20 protein-coding genes and 6 tRNA genes are annotated in these 19,061 nt (G+C 41.4%); 23 read left to right on the top strand and 3 right to left on the bottom strand.

Annotation, left to right across the window (positions count from 1 at the left end; translation table 11 throughout):
• Nucleotides 1–190 precede the first annotated feature (190 nt).
• The 17 genes from HUE98_RS11590 (at nt 191) to HUE98_RS11510 (ending at nt 10,773) form a co-directional block, all read left to right on the top strand.
• On the top strand, nt 191–763 hold the full coding sequence (locus tag HUE98_RS11590; RefSeq protein ID WP_241420797.1) for a 4Fe-4S dicluster domain-containing protein: 573 nt from the start codon (nt 191–193) through the stop codon (nt 761–763).
• Nucleotides 763–1,632 (top strand): CoB--CoM heterodisulfide reductase iron-sulfur subunit B family protein, encoded by an 870-nt coding sequence (locus HUE98_RS11585; RefSeq protein WP_241420796.1) that lies wholly within the window; start codon nt 763–765, stop codon nt 1,630–1,632. Before HUE98_RS11590 ends, HUE98_RS11585 begins: the two co-directional genes overlap by 1 nt.
• A 342-nt stretch (nt 1,633–1,974) precedes the next feature.
• Complete coding sequence (locus HUE98_RS11580; protein ID WP_241420795.1) at nt 1,975–2,943, top strand: polyprenyl synthetase family protein; 969 nt, start codon at nt 1,975–1,977, stop codon at nt 2,941–2,943.
• 43 nt (nt 2,944–2,986) lie between these two features.
• Nucleotides 2,987–3,628: a redox-sensing transcriptional repressor Rex gene (locus tag HUE98_RS11575; protein WP_241420794.1), complete on the top strand. Its 642-nt coding sequence runs from the start codon at nt 2,987–2,989 to the stop codon at nt 3,626–3,628.
• Between the two features lie 75 nt (nt 3,629–3,703).
• Nucleotides 3,704–3,779 (top strand) — tRNA-Val (locus HUE98_RS11570).
• A 16-nt stretch (nt 3,780–3,795) separates the two neighbouring features.
• Nucleotides 3,796–3,871, top strand: a tRNA-Asp gene (locus HUE98_RS11565).
• Nucleotides 3,872–3,947 (top strand) — tRNA-Phe (locus tag HUE98_RS11560).
• A 1-nt stretch (nt 3,948) separates the two neighbouring features.
• Nucleotides 3,949–4,023, top strand: a tRNA-Gly gene (locus tag HUE98_RS11555).
• An 8-nt stretch (nt 4,024–4,031) separates the two neighbouring features.
• Nucleotides 4,032–4,106, top strand: a tRNA-Cys gene (locus tag HUE98_RS11550).
• A gap of 5 nt (nt 4,107–4,111) precedes the next feature.
• Nucleotides 4,112–4,200 (top strand) — tRNA-Leu (locus HUE98_RS11545).
• A gap of 216 nt (nt 4,201–4,416) precedes the next feature.
• Complete coding sequence (locus HUE98_RS11540; protein WP_241420793.1) at nt 4,417–4,590, top strand: Spo0E family sporulation regulatory protein-aspartic acid phosphatase; 174 nt, start codon at nt 4,417–4,419, stop codon at nt 4,588–4,590.
• Nucleotides 4,591–4,858: 268 nt separating this feature from the next.
• Nucleotides 4,859–5,989 carry a site-2 protease family protein gene (locus tag HUE98_RS11535; protein WP_241420792.1) on the top strand — a complete coding sequence of 377 codons (1,131 nt, stop codon included), beginning with the start codon at nt 4,859–4,861 and terminating at the stop codon, nt 5,987–5,989.
• A gap of 4 nt (nt 5,990–5,993) precedes the next feature.
• A complete protein-coding gene (locus HUE98_RS11530) occupies nt 5,994–7,304 on the top strand; it encodes an MFS transporter (RefSeq protein ID WP_241420791.1) in 1,311 nt (436 codons plus the stop codon).
• Between the two features lie 186 nt (nt 7,305–7,490).
• Complete coding sequence (locus HUE98_RS11525) at nt 7,491–7,679, top strand: hypothetical protein (RefSeq protein ID WP_241420790.1); 189 nt, start codon at nt 7,491–7,493, stop codon at nt 7,677–7,679.
• Between the two features lie 158 nt (nt 7,680–7,837).
• Nucleotides 7,838–8,281, top strand: a complete 444-nt coding sequence (locus HUE98_RS11520) for a hypothetical protein (RefSeq protein ID WP_241420789.1) — start codon at nt 7,838–7,840, stop codon at nt 8,279–8,281.
• A 306-nt stretch (nt 8,282–8,587) separates the two neighbouring features.
• Nucleotides 8,588–9,289 carry a response regulator transcription factor gene (locus HUE98_RS11515; RefSeq protein ID WP_241420788.1) on the top strand — a complete coding sequence of 234 codons (702 nt, stop codon included), beginning with the start codon at nt 8,588–8,590 and terminating at the stop codon, nt 9,287–9,289.
• A gap of 95 nt (nt 9,290–9,384) precedes the next feature.
• Nucleotides 9,385–10,773, top strand: coding sequence for a sensor histidine kinase (locus tag HUE98_RS11510; protein WP_241420787.1), 1,389 nt, complete (start codon nt 9,385–9,387; stop codon nt 10,771–10,773).
• Nucleotides 10,774–10,838: 65 nt separating this feature from the next.
• On the opposite strand, the gene HUE98_RS11505 is transcribed toward HUE98_RS11510, so the two are convergent.
• Nucleotides 10,839–11,330, bottom strand: coding sequence for a DUF1440 domain-containing protein (locus HUE98_RS11505; protein WP_241420786.1), 492 nt, complete (start codon nt 11,328–11,330; stop codon nt 10,839–10,841).
• Between the two features lie 467 nt (nt 11,331–11,797).
• Nucleotides 11,798–12,541, bottom strand: a complete 744-nt coding sequence (locus tag HUE98_RS11500; RefSeq protein WP_241420785.1) for a ZIP family metal transporter — start codon at nt 12,539–12,541, stop codon at nt 11,798–11,800.
• A 393-nt stretch (nt 12,542–12,934) separates the two neighbouring features.
• Here HUE98_RS11500 and HUE98_RS11495 point away from each other — a divergent pair, with 393 nt between their 5' ends.
• Entirely contained in the window at nt 12,935–13,153 is a 219-nt protein-coding gene (locus HUE98_RS11495; protein WP_241420784.1) for a HypC/HybG/HupF family hydrogenase formation chaperone, read from the top strand.
• A gap of 34 nt (nt 13,154–13,187) precedes the next feature.
• Nucleotides 13,188–14,330 carry a hydrogenase formation protein HypD gene (hypD, locus tag HUE98_RS11490; protein WP_241420783.1) on the top strand — a complete coding sequence of 381 codons (1,143 nt, stop codon included), beginning with the start codon at nt 13,188–13,190 and terminating at the stop codon, nt 14,328–14,330.
• Nucleotides 14,331–14,369: 39 nt separating this feature from the next.
• Here the strand turns inward: hypD and HUE98_RS11485 are convergent, their stop codons facing one another.
• Nucleotides 14,370–15,395, bottom strand: a complete 1,026-nt coding sequence (locus tag HUE98_RS11485) for a Gfo/Idh/MocA family protein (protein ID WP_407080315.1) — start codon at nt 15,393–15,395, stop codon at nt 14,370–14,372.
• A gap of 500 nt (nt 15,396–15,895) precedes the next feature.
• On the opposite strand from HUE98_RS11485, the gene nifH reads away from it, so the two are divergent.
• From nifH to nifD, 4 genes are read left to right on the top strand one after another with little or no spacing between them, the layout of a single operon-like run.
• Nucleotides 15,896–16,714 (top strand): nitrogenase iron protein, encoded by an 819-nt coding sequence (nifH, locus tag HUE98_RS11480; protein ID WP_241420781.1) that lies wholly within the window; start codon nt 15,896–15,898, stop codon nt 16,712–16,714.
• Between the two features lie 29 nt (nt 16,715–16,743).
• Nucleotides 16,744–17,070, top strand: a complete 327-nt coding sequence (locus HUE98_RS11475; RefSeq protein WP_241420780.1) for a P-II family nitrogen regulator — start codon at nt 16,744–16,746, stop codon at nt 17,068–17,070.
• Between the two features lie 12 nt (nt 17,071–17,082).
• Nucleotides 17,083–17,457: a P-II family nitrogen regulator gene (locus tag HUE98_RS11470; protein WP_241420779.1), complete on the top strand. Its 375-nt coding sequence runs from the start codon at nt 17,083–17,085 to the stop codon at nt 17,455–17,457.
• An 18-nt stretch (nt 17,458–17,475) separates the two neighbouring features.
• Nucleotides 17,476–19,059 carry a nitrogenase molybdenum-iron protein alpha chain gene (gene nifD, locus HUE98_RS11465; protein WP_241420778.1) on the top strand — a complete coding sequence of 528 codons (1,584 nt, stop codon included), beginning with the start codon at nt 17,476–17,478 and terminating at the stop codon, nt 19,057–19,059.
• Nucleotides 19,060–19,061 lie beyond the last annotated feature (2 nt).

The raw sequence follows: 19,061 nt of genomic DNA, 5'->3' as shown, positions 1-19,061 counted from the left end.
CACTTATTAAAAAGGGAAACTTAAAAATATGTCGAAACTATATTTATTAACAAAATATTGGGGAACGAAAGTGCTATATCCTCTTCAATGGTTTTATTTTTTGGTTATTATTTTTTAATGTACATACCTGTGGAGGGGTGAGTAAACTTAAAAAATTTATTTTTTAATAATTATCAAAAGGAGGAATTATATGGAACAGGTAGTTATGAACACGGCATTGAAGGAATCTGAATCTTTGCTTTCAGAGATAGAACATAAAAGCCATGTAGATGTTAAAAAATGCTATCAATGCGGGACCTGTGCAGCTGGTTGTCCAGTCTCTTATGTAAGTGATTTTACCCCTCGTCAGGTGGTTAAAATGCTGCAGACTGGACTCATTGATGAAGTTTTTAAGTCTCACATGATTTGGCTGTGTATCGGATGCGGCAACTGTGTTGCTCGCTGTCCGCGGAACTTAAATATTCCCCACCTTCATGACACATTAAGGATTCTTTCCAAGGAAAAAGGTTACCCCTGTGCTGAAAAGGATGTAGATATATTTAACGATTCTTTCCTGAAAACAGTGCAGTATACCGGCAGGCTTTATGAAGCAGGTTTAACAATGCTTTACAATACACGTTCAGGTCATTTTATGGCCGGTATGGACGTGGCCCCTGGAATGTTTATGCTAGGGAAAATTAGTCCTTTCCCCCACCTGATTAAAGGTAGAAAAGAAGTAGCCAATATCTTTAAGAAAATGCGGGAAATGAAAGGAGCGAAATAATGAAGATAGCATATTATCCCGGTTGTTCTCTGGAATCAACAGGTAAAGAGTATCATTTTTCCAATAAGTTAATTGCTAAAAAGCTGGGAATTGAACTTTGGGAAATACCCAACTGGAACTGCTGCGGAGCATCACCTGCTCACCAGTCAGACCTTTTTTTACCCATAGGCCTTAATGCCCGTAACCTGGCCATCGCAGAAGAAGAGGGCTTAGATGTTCTGGCACCCTGTGCTGCCTGTTACAACAGGATGCTGGCTGCTGTAGAGGCAGTAAACAATGATGAGGACATGAGGAAAAAGGTAAATGAAAGCATAGGTCGTGATTATAAGGGAACTAATACCGCTGTTAACATGGTACAGTTTTTGCATGATATGGTTGGCATCGATAAGATTTCTGCCCAGATACAAAAAAAGCTTTCCGGGTTGAAAGTAGCCTGTTACTATGGCTGTCTTTTAGTGAAGCCTCCTGCATTGACAAAATATGACAATCCTGAAAACCCTCAGTCATTAGATAGGATTGTGGAAGCACTGGGTGCAGAACCCATTGTATGGCCTTATAAAACAGAGTGCTGTGGCGGTGGGCTGGCTATTTCTAAGACCGAAGTAATATTAAAACTGAGCAATGATATTTTCTCAATGGCCGTGGCCAGTGGGGCGGATTGTCTGGTAACCGCCTGTCCCATGTGTCAGCTTAACCTGGAATTACGTCAGGCGGCCACTGAAAAGGAATACAAGGTTAAGTATAATATGCCTGTGTTCGAAATTTCGGAGTTGGTTGGTTTAAGTTTTGGTTTCAGTCCAAAAGAACTTGGTATCAACAAGCATTTTGTTAAAAATGATGCTTTCTTAAAAGAGAAAAAATTAGCCTAAATTAAAGAAACTATAAAGATATAGAAATAAATGGCTCAGGGAACGATTAGAGCGTTATTTGAGCGGAACTACGGGCCAGAGAGAAATTAATGAGACCCGTCCCTTTGTATCACGGGTCTCATCAATAATTAATTGCCTTTTGGCCTGAGTAGTTGCAAAAGATTGAAGAAATATTGTTACTCTATACAGATAATCTATTATTTCTGGATAGGGCTGTCATGAATGTTTATTATTTGTTGATTTAAGCTCTAGTCCAATGATCCGGGTTTTGGCACTCTCCATAAACCTTTCTTTATGAGCAGTTAAATTAGCTATACGTCTATTGACCAGGGTGGTGATTGGATGAGGGTAAATCAAGTATTTGCCGGAATAGAAAGAGAACTTCATAAATTTGAAATAGAGCTGGGAAAGTCTTTAAACTCTGAAGACAGATTAGTTGCAGAGATTTCTTCGCATTTATTAAGTTCTGCTGGTAAAAGACTAAGGCCAGCATTATTCTTTTTATGTGCGAAATTAAAACGAACGGATTTGGAAAGCTGTATCCCTGTGGCTGTAGCTATTGAATTAATTCATTCTGCCACTTTAGTTCACGATGATGTAGTTGATAATTCTGATTTTCGCCGGGGGCTTCCTTCAGTTAATTCAAGATGGGGTAACCAGGTGTCTGTTTTGATGGGAGATTATTTGTTTGCCAAAGCTTTTGCTATATTAACCGGTTTCAGGTCATTATCCCTGATTGACATTATGTCTAACGTGGTGGAGAAGATGTCTGAGGGGGAAATACAGCAGCAGAACGAAATTTTTGAGGCTAATCTTACCGAGCAGGTTTATTTGGACAGGGTTAAGAAAAAAACCGCTCTATTTATTTCTGCCAGCTGCCGCAGTGGAGGGGTTGTGACAGGAGCCAGTGAGCAGGAAATAGAAGCTATGGCCAACTATGGTCATAATCTAGGTATGGCCTTTCAGATTACTGATGACCTTTTAGATTTCTTAGGGGAAGCTGATAAAACAGGAAAACCGGTTGGCAATGATTTACGGTACGGTACAATTACGCTGCCTGTCATTTATATGCTTAAAAAATGCCCCGAGAGGGAATTTTTTAAGGACAAAATCATGAACAGACAGATTGACTACAAACTTATAGATGCAATTATCCAAGAAATCAAAATTACTAATGCTTATGAGAGCACTTTTCGTCTTGCTGAAAAGTATATAGATCAGGCCGTCCGAGAGCTGACAATATTTCCGGATAGTCCTACCAAACAGACGTTGGAATTTGTTGCAAGATATATACTTAAGAGATTTTACTAGTAAATTTTCAGCTATCTTCAAGGAGTAAGGAGGCCTTGATGAAATGCCGCGACGCAATGCGCCTTTTTCAATTATTAGACGTCTTCCTATCTATTTAAGAATATTAGATAATTTAATAAAAAAAGATGTGGATATTATTTCTTCAAGGACTTTAAGTTTTAGAACCGGGTTTACAGCGGAACAGATTAGAAAAGACCTTGCTTATTTTGGTGCTTTTGGAACCCGGGGAACTGGATATAACACTGTCTATTTGAGGGATAAATTATTAAAAATTATTGCTTTAGATAAAGAAAATAATACTGTAGTAATTGGTTCCGGGCATCTGGGTAAAGCATTTGGCCGATATAATCTTACCAAAAATCCTTATATTTCAGTGGTAGGGATGTTTGATATATCAGATGAGGTTATTGGCTGCCAGGTGGAAGGTTTGACCATTAAGCATATTGACTTTATGCCGGAAGTGATTAAAGAGTATAATGTCAGGGTGGCTATACTGACCATTCCTTCGCCACAGGCTCAACTGGTGGTGAACAAACTGGTGAAATTAGGAATCGTGGCGATACTTAATTTTGCGCCTACCAAATTGAACGTGCCAGAGCATGTTCATGTACACAATATTGATCTCACTATTGAACTGCAGAGCCTGTTCTACTATACCACCCTTGAAACAGAAAAAGATATTTAGATATTTAACTTAATTTAAAAAGAAATTAAAGGCTATTGACTTTTAAAAATTATTTGTGTATACTTGTTAAGTGCCGGGTGATTAGCTCAGTTGGGAGAGCGCCTGCCTTACAAGCAGGATGTCGGCGGTTCAAGCCCGTCATCGCCCACCATAATATAATAGTAGTAGGAGCTGTGGTGTAGCGGTTAACATGCCGGCCTGTCAAGCCGGAGATCGCGGGTTCAATCCCCGTCAGCTCCGCCAGGCGAGATAGCTCAGTTGGTAGAGCAGCGGACTGAAAATCCGCGTGTCCCCAGTTCAATTCTGGGTCTCGCCACCATGCGGAAGTAGCTCAGCGGTAGAGCATCGCCTTGCCAAGGCGAGGGTCGCGGGTTCAATTCCCGTCTTCCGCTCCATTTTTTTTGGCGACATAGCCAAGTGGTAAGGCAGAGGACTGCAAATCCTTTATTCCCCGGTTCAAATCCGGGTGTCGCCTCCAAATCTGCCGGAGTGGCGGAAATGGCAGACGCAAGGGACTTAAAATCCCTCGGGCTTTAACGCCCGTACCGGTTCAATTCCGGTCTCCGGCACCACTTAATAAGAACAGACTTTAATTGGGTTTAAGGTTTTTTTAACAATTTGAAACGAGTATATTAAAACAGAAGTTATTAGATTTGTCCTCTTCGCAAAAAGTGAAGGGGGTTTTTTAATTTATCATTTAAGGGAAAAGCCTTTGTCTCCCTTAGATTACCTTAAAAACCAGGTAATAAAAAAAGTATATATGGGCAGACTGCTTAAGGGGTGATCAGATGGTTAATATTGAAGAAGTTTTGGGTGAAATATCAAGGGTTAGAGATGAACTGCAGGAAATGGTAGTAGAAAAAGACTGTATAGATAATGAAGTCTTGGAAAAAAGCAGGGAACTGGAGGATTTGCATGAGAATTATTACAATCTGTTGAGATTAGTAAACTGGCAGCATTAATTTTTTTCAATTATTTCACTACTTTAAAAAAAAATAATTAATAATCTAAGGTAAGCACCTTTTTGCTTAGAGAGGGGTGCTTATTTTTTTTCTTAAGGGACAGCAGGAAGTTTATAAAAAAGAGAGAATTGTTTTTAAAATATGGTTCTTAAGTTAGAACTTAACTTTTGGAGCTTATCATGCATAATAGTAAATATTTTTATTGTGTTTGACTATTATTATATCAGGCATAGTTTGATTAGAAGATAAAATATAAGGAGATGATAGTTTGTTTCGCAATACGGTTAAGATATTTAAAATTTTTGGCATAGATGTGGAGCTGGATATCAGCTGGTTTTTAGTATTTTTTCTTTTCAGCTTCACCCTTTCTCGCCATTACTATCCACAGGCACTTCCCGAAATCCAGGATACAGTTTATTGGATATTGGGGATAAGCACAACCATAATCGTTTTTATTTCCGTTTTGATTCATGAATTGGCTCATTCTTTAATGGCTATAAATGAGGGTATTCCTATCAATAAAATTACTTTATTTATTTTTGGAGGGGTAGCTCAAATGAAGAAAGAGCCTGAGCTGCCTCAAGCAGAATTAAAAATTTCTGTGGTAGGACCACTATCCAGTATTGGTTTATCAGTAGGGTTTGGAGTATTGTTTTTGGTTTTTCCCAGAGGTATTCCCTGCAGTGAATTTGTTTGGTTTTTAGCCAGAATGAATCTATTGGTGGGCATTTTGAATCTTATTCCTGCCTTTCCCCTGGATGGCGGTAGGATATTAAGGGCTCTTTTATGGATGCGTAAGGGCAGTCTTTTAAGTGCCACCAGGATTGCCGTGGCAGCAGGCAGCTACTTTGCTTTTTTTGCTATGGGCATTGGTTTTGTAATGCTGTTTTTTTCCGGTTCTGTATGGGGCCTTTGGTATATTTTTTTAGGATGGCTGCTGTATCAGGCGGGACAGTCCAGTTACAGCCAGGTGGCATTAAAAGAAACCCTCTCGGGAATTAAGGTCAAAGATGTCATGAGTGACCAGGTTCAGGTGGTAGATACAAGTATAAGCATTGAAAAATTAATCGAAGAATTTTATAAGTATAAATTTGGAGCCTTTCCGGTTTTGGAGGACTCTACCCTCAAAGGTCTAATTACCATGAACAGGGTAAAAGATATTCCTGTGTCTCAGTGGGTCAAAACAGTGGTAGGTGAGGTGATGGTGCCCCTGGAGCACTGTTTGGCAGTTGACCCTGATGAAGAAGCAGTGGATGCTATGATGAAAATGGCTTCTGAGGGTGCAGGAAGGGCATTGGTTGTTAAGGGGGACAGTTTACTGGGGATCCTCAGTAATACAGATATGATGAGACTGATTAAAATAAAGACAATGTTTGGTTCATTGGAATCAGGAGATTAATTCTATGGTAAAAGCCTCTGGCAATCAAAAAGGTAAAATACATTTTTCCTTTCATTACGCCTATGTAATACTTGTTATGAGTGTTCTTACGGTGATGGCTTCTTTAGGCTATGGCCGTTTTGGGTATACGGCAATTTTACCTTCTATGAAGGAAGGGCTAGATCTCAGCTACACTCAAATGGGGCTTTTAGCTTCAGGGAATTTTATTGGTTATTTGTTATTTGCTCTTGCCGGAGGGATATTGGCGGTTAAATATGGGCCAAGGCTGGTTGTATTTTTTGCGCTTCTGTTAACAGGAGCAGCTATGTTTTTTACGGGACTCTCAAATACTTTTTTATCCGCACTTATTTTTAGGGTGATTACGGGAATTGGAAGTGGGGGCAGCAATATTCCTATCATGGGTCTGGCCAGTTCCTGGTTTTCAGGAAATCGAAGGGGAATGGCCACAGGGCTTATGGTGGGAGGATCCGGCTTGGGCCTTCTGAGTACTGGTTATTTGGTCCCCAAGTTATTAACGGGTTATCAGGGGATGGGTTGGCGCTATAGTTGGTTTGTTCTGGGAAGTATCGTTGTTTTAATTGCTGCAGCGGCATACATTTTTTTACGAAACCACCCCAGGGAAATGAATATGCTTCCTTTGGGAGATTCAATAATAGAGAATCAAAAGGAAACTGTTTTTGATAAACCTTCTACTGTTAAAGAAACTGCAGTTTTATTTAGTTTTAAACAGGTTTGTACTCATAAATTTTTATGGTTGTTGGCCGGGACCTATTCGCTATTTGGTTTTTCATATATTGTTTATTCCACGTTTTTTATTGCATACCTGGTAGATGGAAGAGGCCTGGAGGAGGTAGCGGCAGGGAACCTTTGGGCCATTGTGGGAATCATTAGTATTTTTAGCGGTTTTTTATGGGGTTCCATTTCTGATTTTTTAGGTCGTGAAAAGACATTGGCTATGGTTTTTCTTTTTCAATCAGTCTCTTTTGGAATAATGGGGGGATCTCAGAGTATGGCCGGATTTTTGTTCTCCAGTGTTTTGTTTGGGTTAACTGCCTGGAGCATTCCCGGGATTATGGCTGCGATTTGTGGAGATACTATGGGCCCCAGACAGGCACCAGCCGCTTTGGGTTTTATTACTTTAGGTTTAGGAGTGGGACAGTCCTTAGCGCCCTGGGTTTCAGGATTACTGTTAGATTTGACTGCCAATTTTAGCCTTCCATTTTTTTTGGCTTCCTTTATTTCTTTATCCGGAGCGTTAATAACCTATGTCTTGAGAGGCAAAAAAGTTCGGGGACATATTTTTCAAAAGTTATAAAGTGCACTGGTTTCAGAAAGCTGAAACATCGAGGAATCAGGTGGAGACTCTACTCCAACTGATTATAAGACCCACCTACGCTAACGCTTAGAGGTGGGGGACTTATACTCTAAAAAAGAGATAAAAAAATGTATAAAATAAGTGTATCAGGGACAGTATATACGTAAAAAGGAGGTTATGACACTTATGACTACATTTCATTTAATCCACATTGTAGTTGGTGCGTGGTTGGCAATCGTAAACTTTACTAATATCCTAACCCCTGGTACACTGTTGAGTAACAACGTTGTGCTGGGTATTGTAGTCGCACTTTATAATGCGTATTTTTTGTTTGTAAAAAGCAACGTAGATGCCAAACCAGAAGGTCAAGGTTAATTTTTTAGGAAACCTATAATTACATCAAAAGGGCTGTGGGATTTAAAACCCCTCAGCCCTTTTGATATTTCTTGATAAAATCTTGACATTTGCTTAAAAGGTTCTGGAGAACTATTGGGTATACTAGAGTCCAAGTCATTTAGGAAAGGAGGTAAGTAATGAAAAAAACAATCATTTTAATGGTCGTAGTGGCTCTGGCAATGTCACTGGCCGTCGGTCCCATTTATGCCAATGAGTCAGTTTCCTCGGAGGTTCAGAGCAGTTGGCAGGGGAAGAAAGCAGGTAACTGGATGGTTAGGGTCAGCGATATTCTACAGATGAAAGTGGAAGAACTGAGGGAACAGTTAAGGGATGGAAAGACCATTGTTGAAGTAGCCGAAGAAAAAGGTATCAGCAGTGAAGATTTAACAAAATCTGTAGTTGAGGACCAAAATGCTCATATTTCCGAAAGGTTTGAACAGGGCATGATATCAGAAGAAAAAATAAATCAATGCCTGGCTCAGGTGGAACAAAGGATTACCGAAAGATTAAACCGGGTTCATATGTTTCGGCAGAGAGCTGCAGATGGCAGCAGGCCTCTACAGAAACGAGGAAATTTCTAAATGTAAATAAATAGAAAATTATAAATTAACCCGGGCTTATTTGGCCCGGGTTAATTTATAAGTGAAACTCGTTTCAGTAAGCTAAAAACATCGGGGAATCAGGTGGAGACTCTACTCCACCTGATTAAAAGCCTTACCTACGCTAATGCTTAGAGGCGGTGGTGTTATACCCTAAAAAAAGAGATAAATAAGGGGAGGATTCTTTAGTAAAAATAGACATGATAAGATATTTTTGATAGAATGTGATTAAAATTTAGCAGGCTAGGCTCCGCATAGCTGAATAATAAAAAGCCAGGGGTGATTTTGATGTCCCTCAAAAAAATACTGTTTATTGAGGATGAACAGAAAATACTTATATTGGTAAAAAAATATCTGGAGCAGGAAAGGTTTGAAGTTTTGACGGCTGACAGTGGAGACAAGGCCAGGGAATTATTAAAGAATACTGAGCCGGATTTAGTATTGTTGGATTTAATGCTGCCGGAAATGAATGGTCTAGACCTCTGTCGGGAGATAAGAAAGACGAGTAACGTCCCTATAATCATGCTTACGGCGAAGGCTCAGGAGACAGATAAAATATTAGGTTTGGAAATAGGAGCTGACGATTACATTACCAAACCTTTTAGTCTGGCAGAATTAACAGCAAGAATCAGGGCAGCCCTGCGCAGAAGCGATTTTGGAAGTTTAGAAAAGGAAGAATCCATTGTCAGGGGCGGCTTACTTATAAATTTTGATCGTTATCAGGTAAAGGTGAAAGGTAAGGATATTCCTTTGACGGCTACAGAATTTAAAATTTTGGCTTTATTATCACAAAACCCCGGGAGGGTTTACAGCCGTCTGCAGATATTAAATGCTGCCCTGGGAGAATCATACGGGGGATATGAAAGGTCTATAGATACTCATATTAGCAATTTAAGACACAAAATTGAGAAAAATGCTGCTGATCCTGAGTATATTATGACAGTATATGGGCTTGGCTATAAATTTAATGCTGCCGAGTTAAATACGTAAAAATTATCAAGAATTGTCAAGGGGACGTTCTTCTGACATTGTTTTGGTAAACTAAGAAATTTATTTGAAAAAAGGAACAGGTGCAATTAATAAAAATGTTTAAAAACATGAGGCTTCATCCAAAGATTACTTTTGCTTTTGTTACAACAGTAATTATAACAGCCATGATAATAATAATTATAGCCAATATCTCAACTAATTTTATTTTCAAAGATTTTGTGGTTCAGTACCGTACTGTCAGGTTAGAACAGTGGGCGGATATTTTTACAGTTCATTATATTCAAAAAGGTGGCTGGGAAGGGATAGAAGATATCTTTGAAGAACCCGGGCATAGAAGGGGAAGGGGGGGAAGGCTGCTCCCCGGTGACCAGATAATGTTGGCCGATGACGGGGGAAGGGTAATACTGGATACCCGGGATCCTGTATCAGATAACAGAATGTTATCCAAAACTGCCCTGGCGGGTGGTTTTCCCATACAAGTAGCAGGCATAAGGGTTGGCACTCTGTTTTTAAATCCTGCCGCGCCCCAGGGAACTCTGTCCCTGGAGGAGGAATTCTCCCGCTCGGTAACTGGTGCTATTCTTGGGGGGGGAGTAATTGCAGTAGGCTTGGCGGCAGTTATAAGCTTGTTCTTTACACGAAAAATTGTTTCACCTCTCTACAGGCTTAACGCCGGGGTAAAGGAGTTTGCCCGGGGTAATTACAAAACCAGGGTGATTGTAGATTCTCAGGATGAGATCGGTAAGTTGGGGGAAGCGTTTAATTTCATGGCTGACAGTGTGGAAAAAAGTGAAGAGTTAAAAAGAAATATGACAGCTGATGTAGCCCATGAGCTGAGAACCCCGTTGTCAATATTACGGGGGAACCTGGAGTCGCTTCAGGCGGGGGTAATTGAGCCGGATCCTCAGGTTATTTCTTCCCTTCATGATGAAATAATTAGAATTTCGATGTTGGTTAATGACCTTCAAGATATTAGCTTGGCGGAGGCAGGAAAGCTGAACTTAAATCTTTTGAAGACAGACGTAGAGGATCTATTTAATAAAGTATTTCAGACTTTTCAGTATGAAATATTTTTAAAAAGAATTAAATTTGAAAAAAATGTTTTCCAGGAACACCTTATCTTGAAAATTGACAGGGATAAGATTATGCAGGTATTGATTAATCTTTTAGGAAATGCTCTTCGCTATACGCCCAAGGGGGGTAAAATTGTTTTAGGGGCAGAAATAAAAGGGGCCCATGTTGTTATTAATGTATCCGACAGCGGTCCTGGAATAAATTCAGAGGATTTGCCCTACATTTTTGAGCGTTTTTATCGCTCCAGAAAAGAATATCCCAAAAAAGACGGGGGTAGTGGGCTGGGCCTGGCTATAGCCAGGAGTTTTATTGAGGCTCATGGAGGTTATATTTGGGTAAAGAACAATACCCAGAGGGGCAGCACTTTTTCTTTTTCCCTTCCTTATACCGCCAGTCAAAGCAGTGAATAAAAATTTCCTTTGATTTGAGGGAAATTTTTCATTCACTGCTTTGACTATTTTCAAGGGGAGAACTTTTAAACAGCAGCACTCTTCTTTTCTTTTTTGTCAGAAAAGACCCAGCGACCGGAATAGTACCCTAAAAAACCACCATAAATCAGACGGACAGATAAGGTAGAAAGCATTCCTTTTATGGGCATATTCCAAAATGGAGCGTGAAGGGCCATCAGGGGGGCCATTATCCCTGCATTAACCACAAATATAATTACTCCGTACATAAACCCTAAAACAGTATAGTTTTTGTACTTAAGTAATTCTGCCAGGAAAACGAATATCAGGGCAAAAAAAGTTGAAAAAAACATGTGAACCAGCATCCCAGCGGGAATGACCCAGTTAGTATCCATTAATTCTGAGGGTAATATCATGCTGGCGTTTAACTTCATACCTGAAACAGTCATAATTCCCAGGGCATGCAGAGTATAACCTACAGCTCCCATAATCATCCCTGCAGCAATACCGGCAAGGATTCCCCATAAAACTTTGTGCTTGAGTGAAATAGTCTTGGTCATAGTAATCTACCTCCTGTTTTAAATTAATCAATTTACTTATAAATCTTACCCTATACCCCATACCCCTAAGGGGTATTTCTCGTATTCATTATATTTTATCAATGTATTAATGTCAATGTAAATTGAACAATTGGATTGTCAAGTTGTCAAGGAAATTCTGAAATTCTGGGGACAGCTTACTTAATTATTGAGCAGCAGTATGCCAACCTTGTAATTCGGTATGCTGTCCCTGTAATTCTCTGTAATCTGTAATTCCCCCTGTAATTCCTGTAATTCGATTCTAAGCCCCACCTACGCTAGCGCTTAGAAATGGGAGTCTTATACCCTAAAAAAAAGAGATAAAATAGGGCTTAGAAGATAAAAAAACCGGACAAGAGATATTTTCTATTGATCCGGTTTTTTATCTTTTAATTATAAATTTCTTAGAATTTAAATAATTTTAATAATCGACCCTGAAAACATATGGGCTAATGTAAAAAGTAAAGTATTACTGTGCCAAAGATGGCGCCAAATACGGCTCCAAAGGTTCCTGAATGACCTTTGGCCAATTTTTGCGCGTCGGGAATAAGTTCATCAAAAACAATGTAGAGCATGGCCCCTCCGGCAAAACCCAATGCTACTGATAACACGATAGGTGAAATGTTGCTGATGGATGCTCCTATGAAAGCGCCAACACCCATAGGTAGTCCTGCCATTCCTGTATAAAATAAAATCTTTTTGATGCTGACCCCTCCGGCACACATAGGGGCAGCCATGGCCATACCTTCAGGAATATTGTGAATGGCAATTGTTATGGCCAGGCCTAAGCCCAGTGATGGAGAAGCCATATATCCGGCTCCAATGGCCATTCCTTCAGGCAGGTTGTGCATAGCAATACCCAGTCCCAGCATAGCACCAGTCCTGACATAACAGGCATATTCATCAGTTCCTTGGAAAAAATGAGTGTGAGGAAGATACAGATCCAACATCAAAATCAGCAGCGTCCCAATTACCAGACCCAGCACAGCCGGGATGATGCCTCCAAATTCCACGGCTTCCGGGAGGAGGTCCGAGAAAACGATGGCCAGCATAATGCCGCCGGCAAAACCTAAAAAAAAGCTTAGTAGTTCATTTTTAGGCTTTTTAAGAATCAGGGAAATTAATCCTCCTGAACCGGTCCCTATAATGCCGGCCAGGAAACCAATCAAAGTTATTTCATAGATGTAATTCATAAGTATTGAGTCCTTTCTGAGAGAGAATTTTAAAATATTTGTTTGAAACATACAATTATTTATATTATATTGAGACAGAGATTCTTTACTAGCTTATAATAAAAATATAAATTTTTCAATAACGATAAATAAAAATATAAGTAAATAATATAGTTAATATATAGTTTTTAATGGTATTTTCTTTAAAATTCAAAGAGGAAGTTTTAAATTGTTCCCGCTGTATATGTATACGTATATGTATATGTATTTGTATATGTATATGAAGAATTGAATAGGTGAGGGTTTTGCATGGATTAGAGATATATAAAAGGAAAAAGCAGTCCTTTTGGCGAATAACTGTTAAGGCAAATAGTACTGGAGGGGTGGTAATTACGTACTTGGAGGTGGAAAATCATGTGTCTTGCGGTTACGGCCAAAGTGATGATGATTGATGATGAAAACCGAACTGCTCTGGTAGATTCCTTCGGGGTACCCAGTTGGGTGGGAATTACCCTAATTCCTGATTTACAAGTGAATGAATATGTTTTGATACATGCGGGATACGCTCTGGAAAAAATTGATCTTCAGGATGCAGAGGAGAGAATTAGGCTTTGGGAGGAAATGTTAACGTAAGAAATGAAATCCAAAGGGAAGGAGGCCCTACGGTGTGGCTAAATGGATTTTAAAGCAGGAGGAAGAAGAGAGGGAATGTCTTGTTAAGTTTAGGGATCGGCATCTTTCCGGTCGGCTGCTCCAGGAGGTTAAGAGCATAGGCCAGGAATTGAAAGAGCGGCTAGGAAGACGTCCGGTGTTCATAGAGGTTTGCGGTACTCATTCTGTAAACTTTTCTCAGACAGGTTTAAGGAGAGCCCTGGAGGAGACAGTAGACTTAAGGAGCGGCCCAGGATGTCCATTGTGTGTTACTGACCAGGGGGATATAGATAGAATTATTGAGTTAAGCACTCAGGAAAATGTGGTGTTGGGGACTTTGGGGAACGTGTTAAAAGTGCCCGGGAGTCGCTCTTCTCTGGAACAAGAGAGGGCCCGGGGTGCCCGGGCACTAATGTTTAATTCTCCCTCTGAGGCGGTTCGGTGGGCCTGGAGGAATCCGCTGAAGCACATTGTCTTTCTGGGGGTTGGCTTTGAACCCACGGCTTCAGTAGTTGCTCTGAGCATACTGGAGGCAGAGGATCAAGGGATTAAAAATTATTCCGTATATTCTGTCCATAAGAGAATTATACCTGCACTGAAAACCCTGCTTAAGGACAGTGAATTGAGAGTAGATGGGTTTATACTTCCTGGCCATGTAAGTGTGGTTGTCGGCAGAAAACCCTTTGATTTTTTAGCGTTAGATAACGAAATCCCCGGGGTCATCGCAGGTTATGAGCCCATGGATCTGTTGGGAGCAGTGGAGAACTTAACTCAGCAGCTTCTTAAGAAAACCTGTCGGGTAGACAATAATTATACCCGGGTAGTTCGAGAAGAGGGAAACATTACGGCACAAAGGGTTATCCAGGAATATTTTGACCCCTGTGAGGTATCCTGGAGAGGTTTGGGTAAAATTCCCGACAGCGGCCTGGCTTTAAAAAAAGAACTGCAGGTTTATAATGCCGCTAAACGTTTTCCTGTGGAGGTGTCCAGGCCTTTAAATCAGTCGGGTTGCAGCTGTAGAGAGGTGCTTACAGGAAAAATACTGCCTACTCAATGCGACCTCTTTGGCAGGGAATGTATACCTTCACGACCGGTTGGCCTCTGTATGGCATCTCCAGAAGGTGCCTGTGCCTCTTACTACCAGTATGATTATCGGTAATAGGCGGTGATTTACCTGAGGTCAAGTTGGATTCCCTTCTTACAGTCTGGATAAAACCGGATCCTGGTCTATCTGAACAGGATTCCCTGTTTCTATGGATTCTAAGATGTCAAAAACCATTTTCGCGTCTCCATATTCGATTTCCGGTGTTACGGTAATTTCCTCCTGCCCTTGAGCCGCCCGGTAAAAGTTCAACAATTCATTGTAGAAGCCCCGCTGCGTTCGAAAGGGTATTTGTTCCTGGCTTTCGTCGTTATAGAACAGGTTAATTACACCGCAGGTATTTTCTTCTAAATAGATGGTGCCTCGGGTGCAGAAAATACGAAGACCAATTAATGGACGCTGTACTTCTGGGCCTCCACAGTAAAAAGTAAATTGACCGGGCATTCCACTTTTAAAAAGAATGTTCACATTAATTACAGAATAGGGGCTCCAGTCGGCATTTTGCTTTTTCCCCAGCCCATGGACTTTGTCCACTGAACCGAATATATGCCTTAAGGCAGACAGGTTGTGCACCGCCATATCCAGGATAGCGCCGCCCTGGTATTTTGGGTGCTGACGCCATTCTTTGGCGGGAAACTGGTTTTCCCAGCGTTCCTGAGGAAAGTCTGTTACCTTAGTATGAATAAAAAATACTGGCTCTCCTAACTTTTTTTGGTCAATTAAGCTTTTTATAATACTGGTCTCTTCGCTGTAACGGTAGTTTTCTGCAATCATAATGGGAACATTGAATTTTTTAGCCAGGTCCCGGTGCGCTTTGGCTTGTTCCCGATCTGCCGCCAGTGGTTTTTCACAAATAATGGGTATACCTGCCTTGGCGGCCTCCTCAGTAATTGGATAATTTTCTTCAATGGGTACCATGATATCTACCAGGTCTATGTTTTTGTCCTGAAACATTTTTTTGTAATCGGTATAAACATTTTTGTCGTCCAATTGGAGATACTGAGCCCAGTACTGTAGTTTTTCCGGGGTTGAATTGCAGATAGCGGTTATATCATAATAATCCGACAGTTCTTCAAAGGCGGGATAGTGCAACCGCTCAAAGGCCATCCCTGTTCCAATAATACCTACTCGAAGTTTATTTATGACAGTCTCCTCCTTTTAATTTTCACTTTTATGTTTACCGGGTTAATTAAAAATATAGTACATAAGGTTTATTTTTTTTAAAAAGTAATCTTTATTACGTTATTTTTTGCAATGTGAAAACATATTCCACAATGCAAAAAAAACTATTGACACCTCTGATTAGTCCGTGCTATGATATAGCACATAATAAGATGGTGAGATAAAAAATTCATATTAAGTACATCGTTTGTACAGTAGTGGCACAGATGCCTTCCGGCCTACCGGGGGGCTTCTTACGTTTTCTACCGGGCAGGGTCGCTCATTGGTTATGAAGCGGCCCTGTTTTTTTTAACATGTAAATTGTATTTGACCAAACAACGATTCCTTTGAAGGGAGTGATGTTTTTTTAAAAGGAAATAAAGTATCAGAATATGTAGAACATTTTATTTTAAGGAATGGTAAAGGGTTAAAACAAATTAAAACTAGGGGGAGTAAAAGAGATGAGACAAATAGCCATTTACGGAAAGGGTGGTATCGGCAAGTCTACTACCCAACAAAACACGGTGGCGGCCCTGGCGGAGATGGGGAAACAGGTTATGGTGGTGGGCTGTGATCCTAAAGCTGATTCTACCCGGCTTTTACTGCACGGGATGAACCAGAAAACGGTTTTAGATACCTTAAGGGACGAGGGGGAAGACATTGATCTGGAGGATATCCTTATTACCGGTTTTGAAGGGGCCCGTTGTGTAGAGTCCGGGGGCCCGGAGCCGGGAGTGGGTTGTGCCGGCCGGGGAATTATTACCTCCATCAACCTGTTGGAATCCCTGGGAGCTTACACAGAGGATTTGGAATACGTTTTTTACGATGTCCTGGGGGATGTGGTATGTGGGGGGTTTGCCATGCCCATCCGGGAGGGTAAAGCGAAAGAGATTTATATCGTGGCCTCGGGGGAAATGATGGCGCTGTATGCAGCCAACAACATCTGCAAAGGGGTGAAAAAATATGCTCATTCCGGGGGAGTGCGGGTTGGTGGAATAATATGCAACAGCCGGAAGGTTGATAATGAACTGGAATTATTGACTTCCTTTGCGGAAGAGTTGGGTTCCCAGCTGATTTATTTTATCCCCAGGGACAATGTGGTACAGAGGGCGGAGATTAACAGGAAGACGGTAATTGATTTTAATCCTGAGGAAGCCCAGGCTGAGGAGTACCGCAATTTGGCCAAGAGTATAGATGAAAATCAGATGTTCATAGTTCCTGAGCCCATGAGCCAGGACCGGTTGGAAGAGCTTATGATGGATCACGGGATTTTGGGGTAAGGGTTAATTAAAATTAAGGAGGGAAATTTATGCTGATGATAAAAGCCATTGTGAGGCCGGAAAAGTCAAATCAAATTTTGTCGGAGTTGAATGATGCCGGGTTCCCCTCGGTAACCAAGGTTGATGTGGTTGGCCGGGGTAAGCAGAGGGGAGTTAAGGTGGGGGATGTGATTTATGATGAAATACCCAAAGAAATGCTGATTATGGTGGTACGGGATGAAGACAGGGAAGATGTGATTAGCACCATCATGAGATATGCGAAAACCGGCGAAAGTGGCACCTTTGGTGACGGAAAAATATTTGTATTCCCGGTGGAGGAAGTATATACCATCAGCACTGGGAAAATGGAACTGTAGGAGGGATGGCTTATGAAAGAAGTGATGGCAGTAATCCGGATGCACAAGGTAGCTGAGACCAAAAGAGTTCTGGTGGAGGCCGGATATAACAGTTTAACTGCAATCCGGGCCGTGGGCCGGGGGAAAATGCTGAAAGATTTAAGTGTAATCGATAAAGTAGGTGAAGAAGCCCGGGATATGATTTTGGAAAGCATGTTGAAGGGGGGGAGGCTGATTCCCAAACGTCTGCTGAACATTATTGTTCCCGATGAAGAAGTAAAGAAAGTAGTGGAAATCATTATTTCCGTGAACAAGGAAGGCCACAGCGGTGACGGAAAAATCTTTGTATTACCAGTAAATGACGCTGTAAGAGTTCGTACCAGTGAACGGGGCGAAGAAGCTATTTAAAGAAGGAGGGGGATTAACATGGGGTTACATGAAAAAGACCTGAATGCTATATTTGAACGATATCCGGCCAAGGTGAGGCGGAACCGGAAAAAACATATCCTGGTGGTGAAAGATACCTCTCAAGAAAGGCAGCAGATTGAAGCCAATACCCGTACTATCCCAGGAATAATTACCACCAGGGGATGTGCTTTTGCCGGCTGCAAGGGGGTGGTGCTGGGACCCCTTAAGGATATGGTTCATATCGTCCATGGTCCTGTAGGCTGTGGATATTATGCCTGGCTGACCCGGCGGAATAAGGCACGGGCCGAAGATCCGAAAAAGAATTTTCTTCATTACTGTGTTACTACTGATATGCAGGAGAGTGATATAGTTTTTGGAGGGGAGAAAAAACTTTCCGGGATGATTGATGAAGTAGTGGAGATTTTTAAACCCAACGCTATCACCGTTTCTGCAACTTGTCCTGTGGGCCTTATTGGTGATGATATCAATGCTATTGCCCGGGAAGCTCAGGAGAAACATAAAATACCCATTTTGGCTTTCAGCTGTGAGGGATACAAGGGGGTAAGCCAGTCTGCCGGACACCACATTGCCAACAATGGGTTGATGGAGGGGATCGTGGGGCAGGGGGAAATGACGGAACCACCTCACCGGTTTTCTATAAACCTGCTGGGGGAATACAATATTGGTGGGGATAGCTGGGAGATTGATAGGATTTTGCAGGGGATCGGTTACTATCTGGTAGCGCCCATGACCGGGGACGGCTCCTTTGAAACCTTAAAGAATGCCCATGTAGCGGAATTGAACCTGGTACAGTGCCATCGTTCTATAAACTACATTGCAGAAATGCTGGAAACAAAATATGGCACTCCCTGGTTAAAAGTTAACTTTATCGGTATTCAAAACACTATAGATTCTCTACGAGATATGGCTCTTTATTTCGGAGATCGGGAATTAACTCAGAGAACAGAGGAGTTTATCGCAAGGGAACTGGCTATGATTGAACCGGTTATGGAACAGTATAAAAAAATATGTCAGGGTAAAACGGCTTTTTGTTTTGTGGGAGGGTCCAGGGGACACCATTACCAGGGGCTTTTCGGTGAAATGGGCATGGATACGGTATTGGCTGGATATGAATTTGCCCATCGAGATGATTATGAAGGACGGGAGATAATCCCGGATATCAAATTGGACGCAGATTCCCGAAATATTCCTGACCTGAAGGTAACTCCGGACAAGGAACTATTTCGCCTTAAAATTACACCGGAGAAGAAAAAAGAGCTGCAGGATAAGATACCCTTAAGCAATTATCAAGGGATGATCCAGGAGATGAAGGACGGCAGCCTGGTGGTGGATGACCTGAATCATTTTGAGACGGAGGAATTTATTCGGCTGTTAAAGCCCGATTTATTTGCTTCGGGAGTGAAGGATAAATATGTAGCCCAGAAGATGGGCATCCCTTCCAAACAGCTGCATTCTTACGATTACAGTGGTCCCTATGAAGGGTTCAGGGGTGCAGTGAAGTTTGCAGAGGATGTAGCTATGGGGTTTGTATCCCCTACCTGGAATTTTATCCTACCTCCCTGGAAGAAAGACCCGCTTTAGAG

The organism is Candidatus Contubernalis alkalaceticus (assembly GCF_022558445.1).
Taxonomy (GTDB): domain Bacteria; phylum Bacillota; class Dethiobacteria; order SKNC01; family SKNC01; genus Contubernalis; species Contubernalis alkaliaceticus.
Note: the sequence above shows the minus strand (reverse complement) of the source record. Positions and strands in the feature narration are given on the sequence as shown.

Excerpts from the sequence above, each read along its gene's own strand:
- HUE98_RS11590 (WP_241420797.1), top strand. The coding sequence starts at position 191 with ATGGAACAGGTAGTTATGAACACGGCATTGAAGGAATCTGAATCTTTG.
- HUE98_RS11585 (WP_241420796.1), top strand. The coding sequence starts at position 763 with ATGAAGATAGCATATTATCCCGGTTGTTCTCTGGAATCAACAGGTAAA.
- HUE98_RS11580 (WP_241420795.1), top strand. The coding sequence starts at position 1,975 with ATGAGGGTAAATCAAGTATTTGCCGGAATAGAAAGAGAACTTCATAAA.
- HUE98_RS11575 (WP_241420794.1), top strand. The coding sequence starts at position 2,987 with ATGCCGCGACGCAATGCGCCTTTTTCAATTATTAGACGTCTTCCTATC.
- HUE98_RS11540 (WP_241420793.1), top strand. The coding sequence starts at position 4,417 with ATGGTTAATATTGAAGAAGTTTTGGGTGAAATATCAAGGGTTAGAGAT.
- HUE98_RS11530 (WP_241420791.1), top strand. The coding sequence starts at position 5,994 with ATGGTAAAAGCCTCTGGCAATCAAAAAGGTAAAATACATTTTTCCTTT.
- HUE98_RS11525 (WP_241420790.1), top strand. The coding sequence starts at position 7,491 with ATGACTACATTTCATTTAATCCACATTGTAGTTGGTGCGTGGTTGGCA.
- HUE98_RS11520 (WP_241420789.1), top strand. The coding sequence starts at position 7,838 with ATGAAAAAAACAATCATTTTAATGGTCGTAGTGGCTCTGGCAATGTCA.
- HUE98_RS11515 (WP_241420788.1), top strand. The coding sequence starts at position 8,588 with ATGTCCCTCAAAAAAATACTGTTTATTGAGGATGAACAGAAAATACTT.
- HUE98_RS11510 (WP_241420787.1), top strand. The coding sequence starts at position 9,385 with ATGTTTAAAAACATGAGGCTTCATCCAAAGATTACTTTTGCTTTTGTT.
- HUE98_RS11505 (WP_241420786.1), bottom strand. The coding sequence starts at position 11,330 with ATGACCAAGACTATTTCACTCAAGCACAAAGTTTTATGGGGAATCCTT.
- HUE98_RS11500 (WP_241420785.1), bottom strand. The coding sequence starts at position 12,541 with ATGAATTACATCTATGAAATAACTTTGATTGGTTTCCTGGCCGGCATT.
- HUE98_RS11495 (WP_241420784.1), top strand. The coding sequence starts at position 12,935 with ATGTGTCTTGCGGTTACGGCCAAAGTGATGATGATTGATGATGAAAAC.
- nifH (WP_241420781.1), top strand. The coding sequence starts at position 15,896 with ATGAGACAAATAGCCATTTACGGAAAGGGTGGTATCGGCAAGTCTACT.
- HUE98_RS11475 (WP_241420780.1), top strand. The coding sequence starts at position 16,744 with ATGCTGATGATAAAAGCCATTGTGAGGCCGGAAAAGTCAAATCAAATT.
- HUE98_RS11470 (WP_241420779.1), top strand. The coding sequence starts at position 17,083 with ATGAAAGAAGTGATGGCAGTAATCCGGATGCACAAGGTAGCTGAGACC.
- nifD (WP_241420778.1), top strand. The coding sequence starts at position 17,476 with ATGGGGTTACATGAAAAAGACCTGAATGCTATATTTGAACGATATCCG.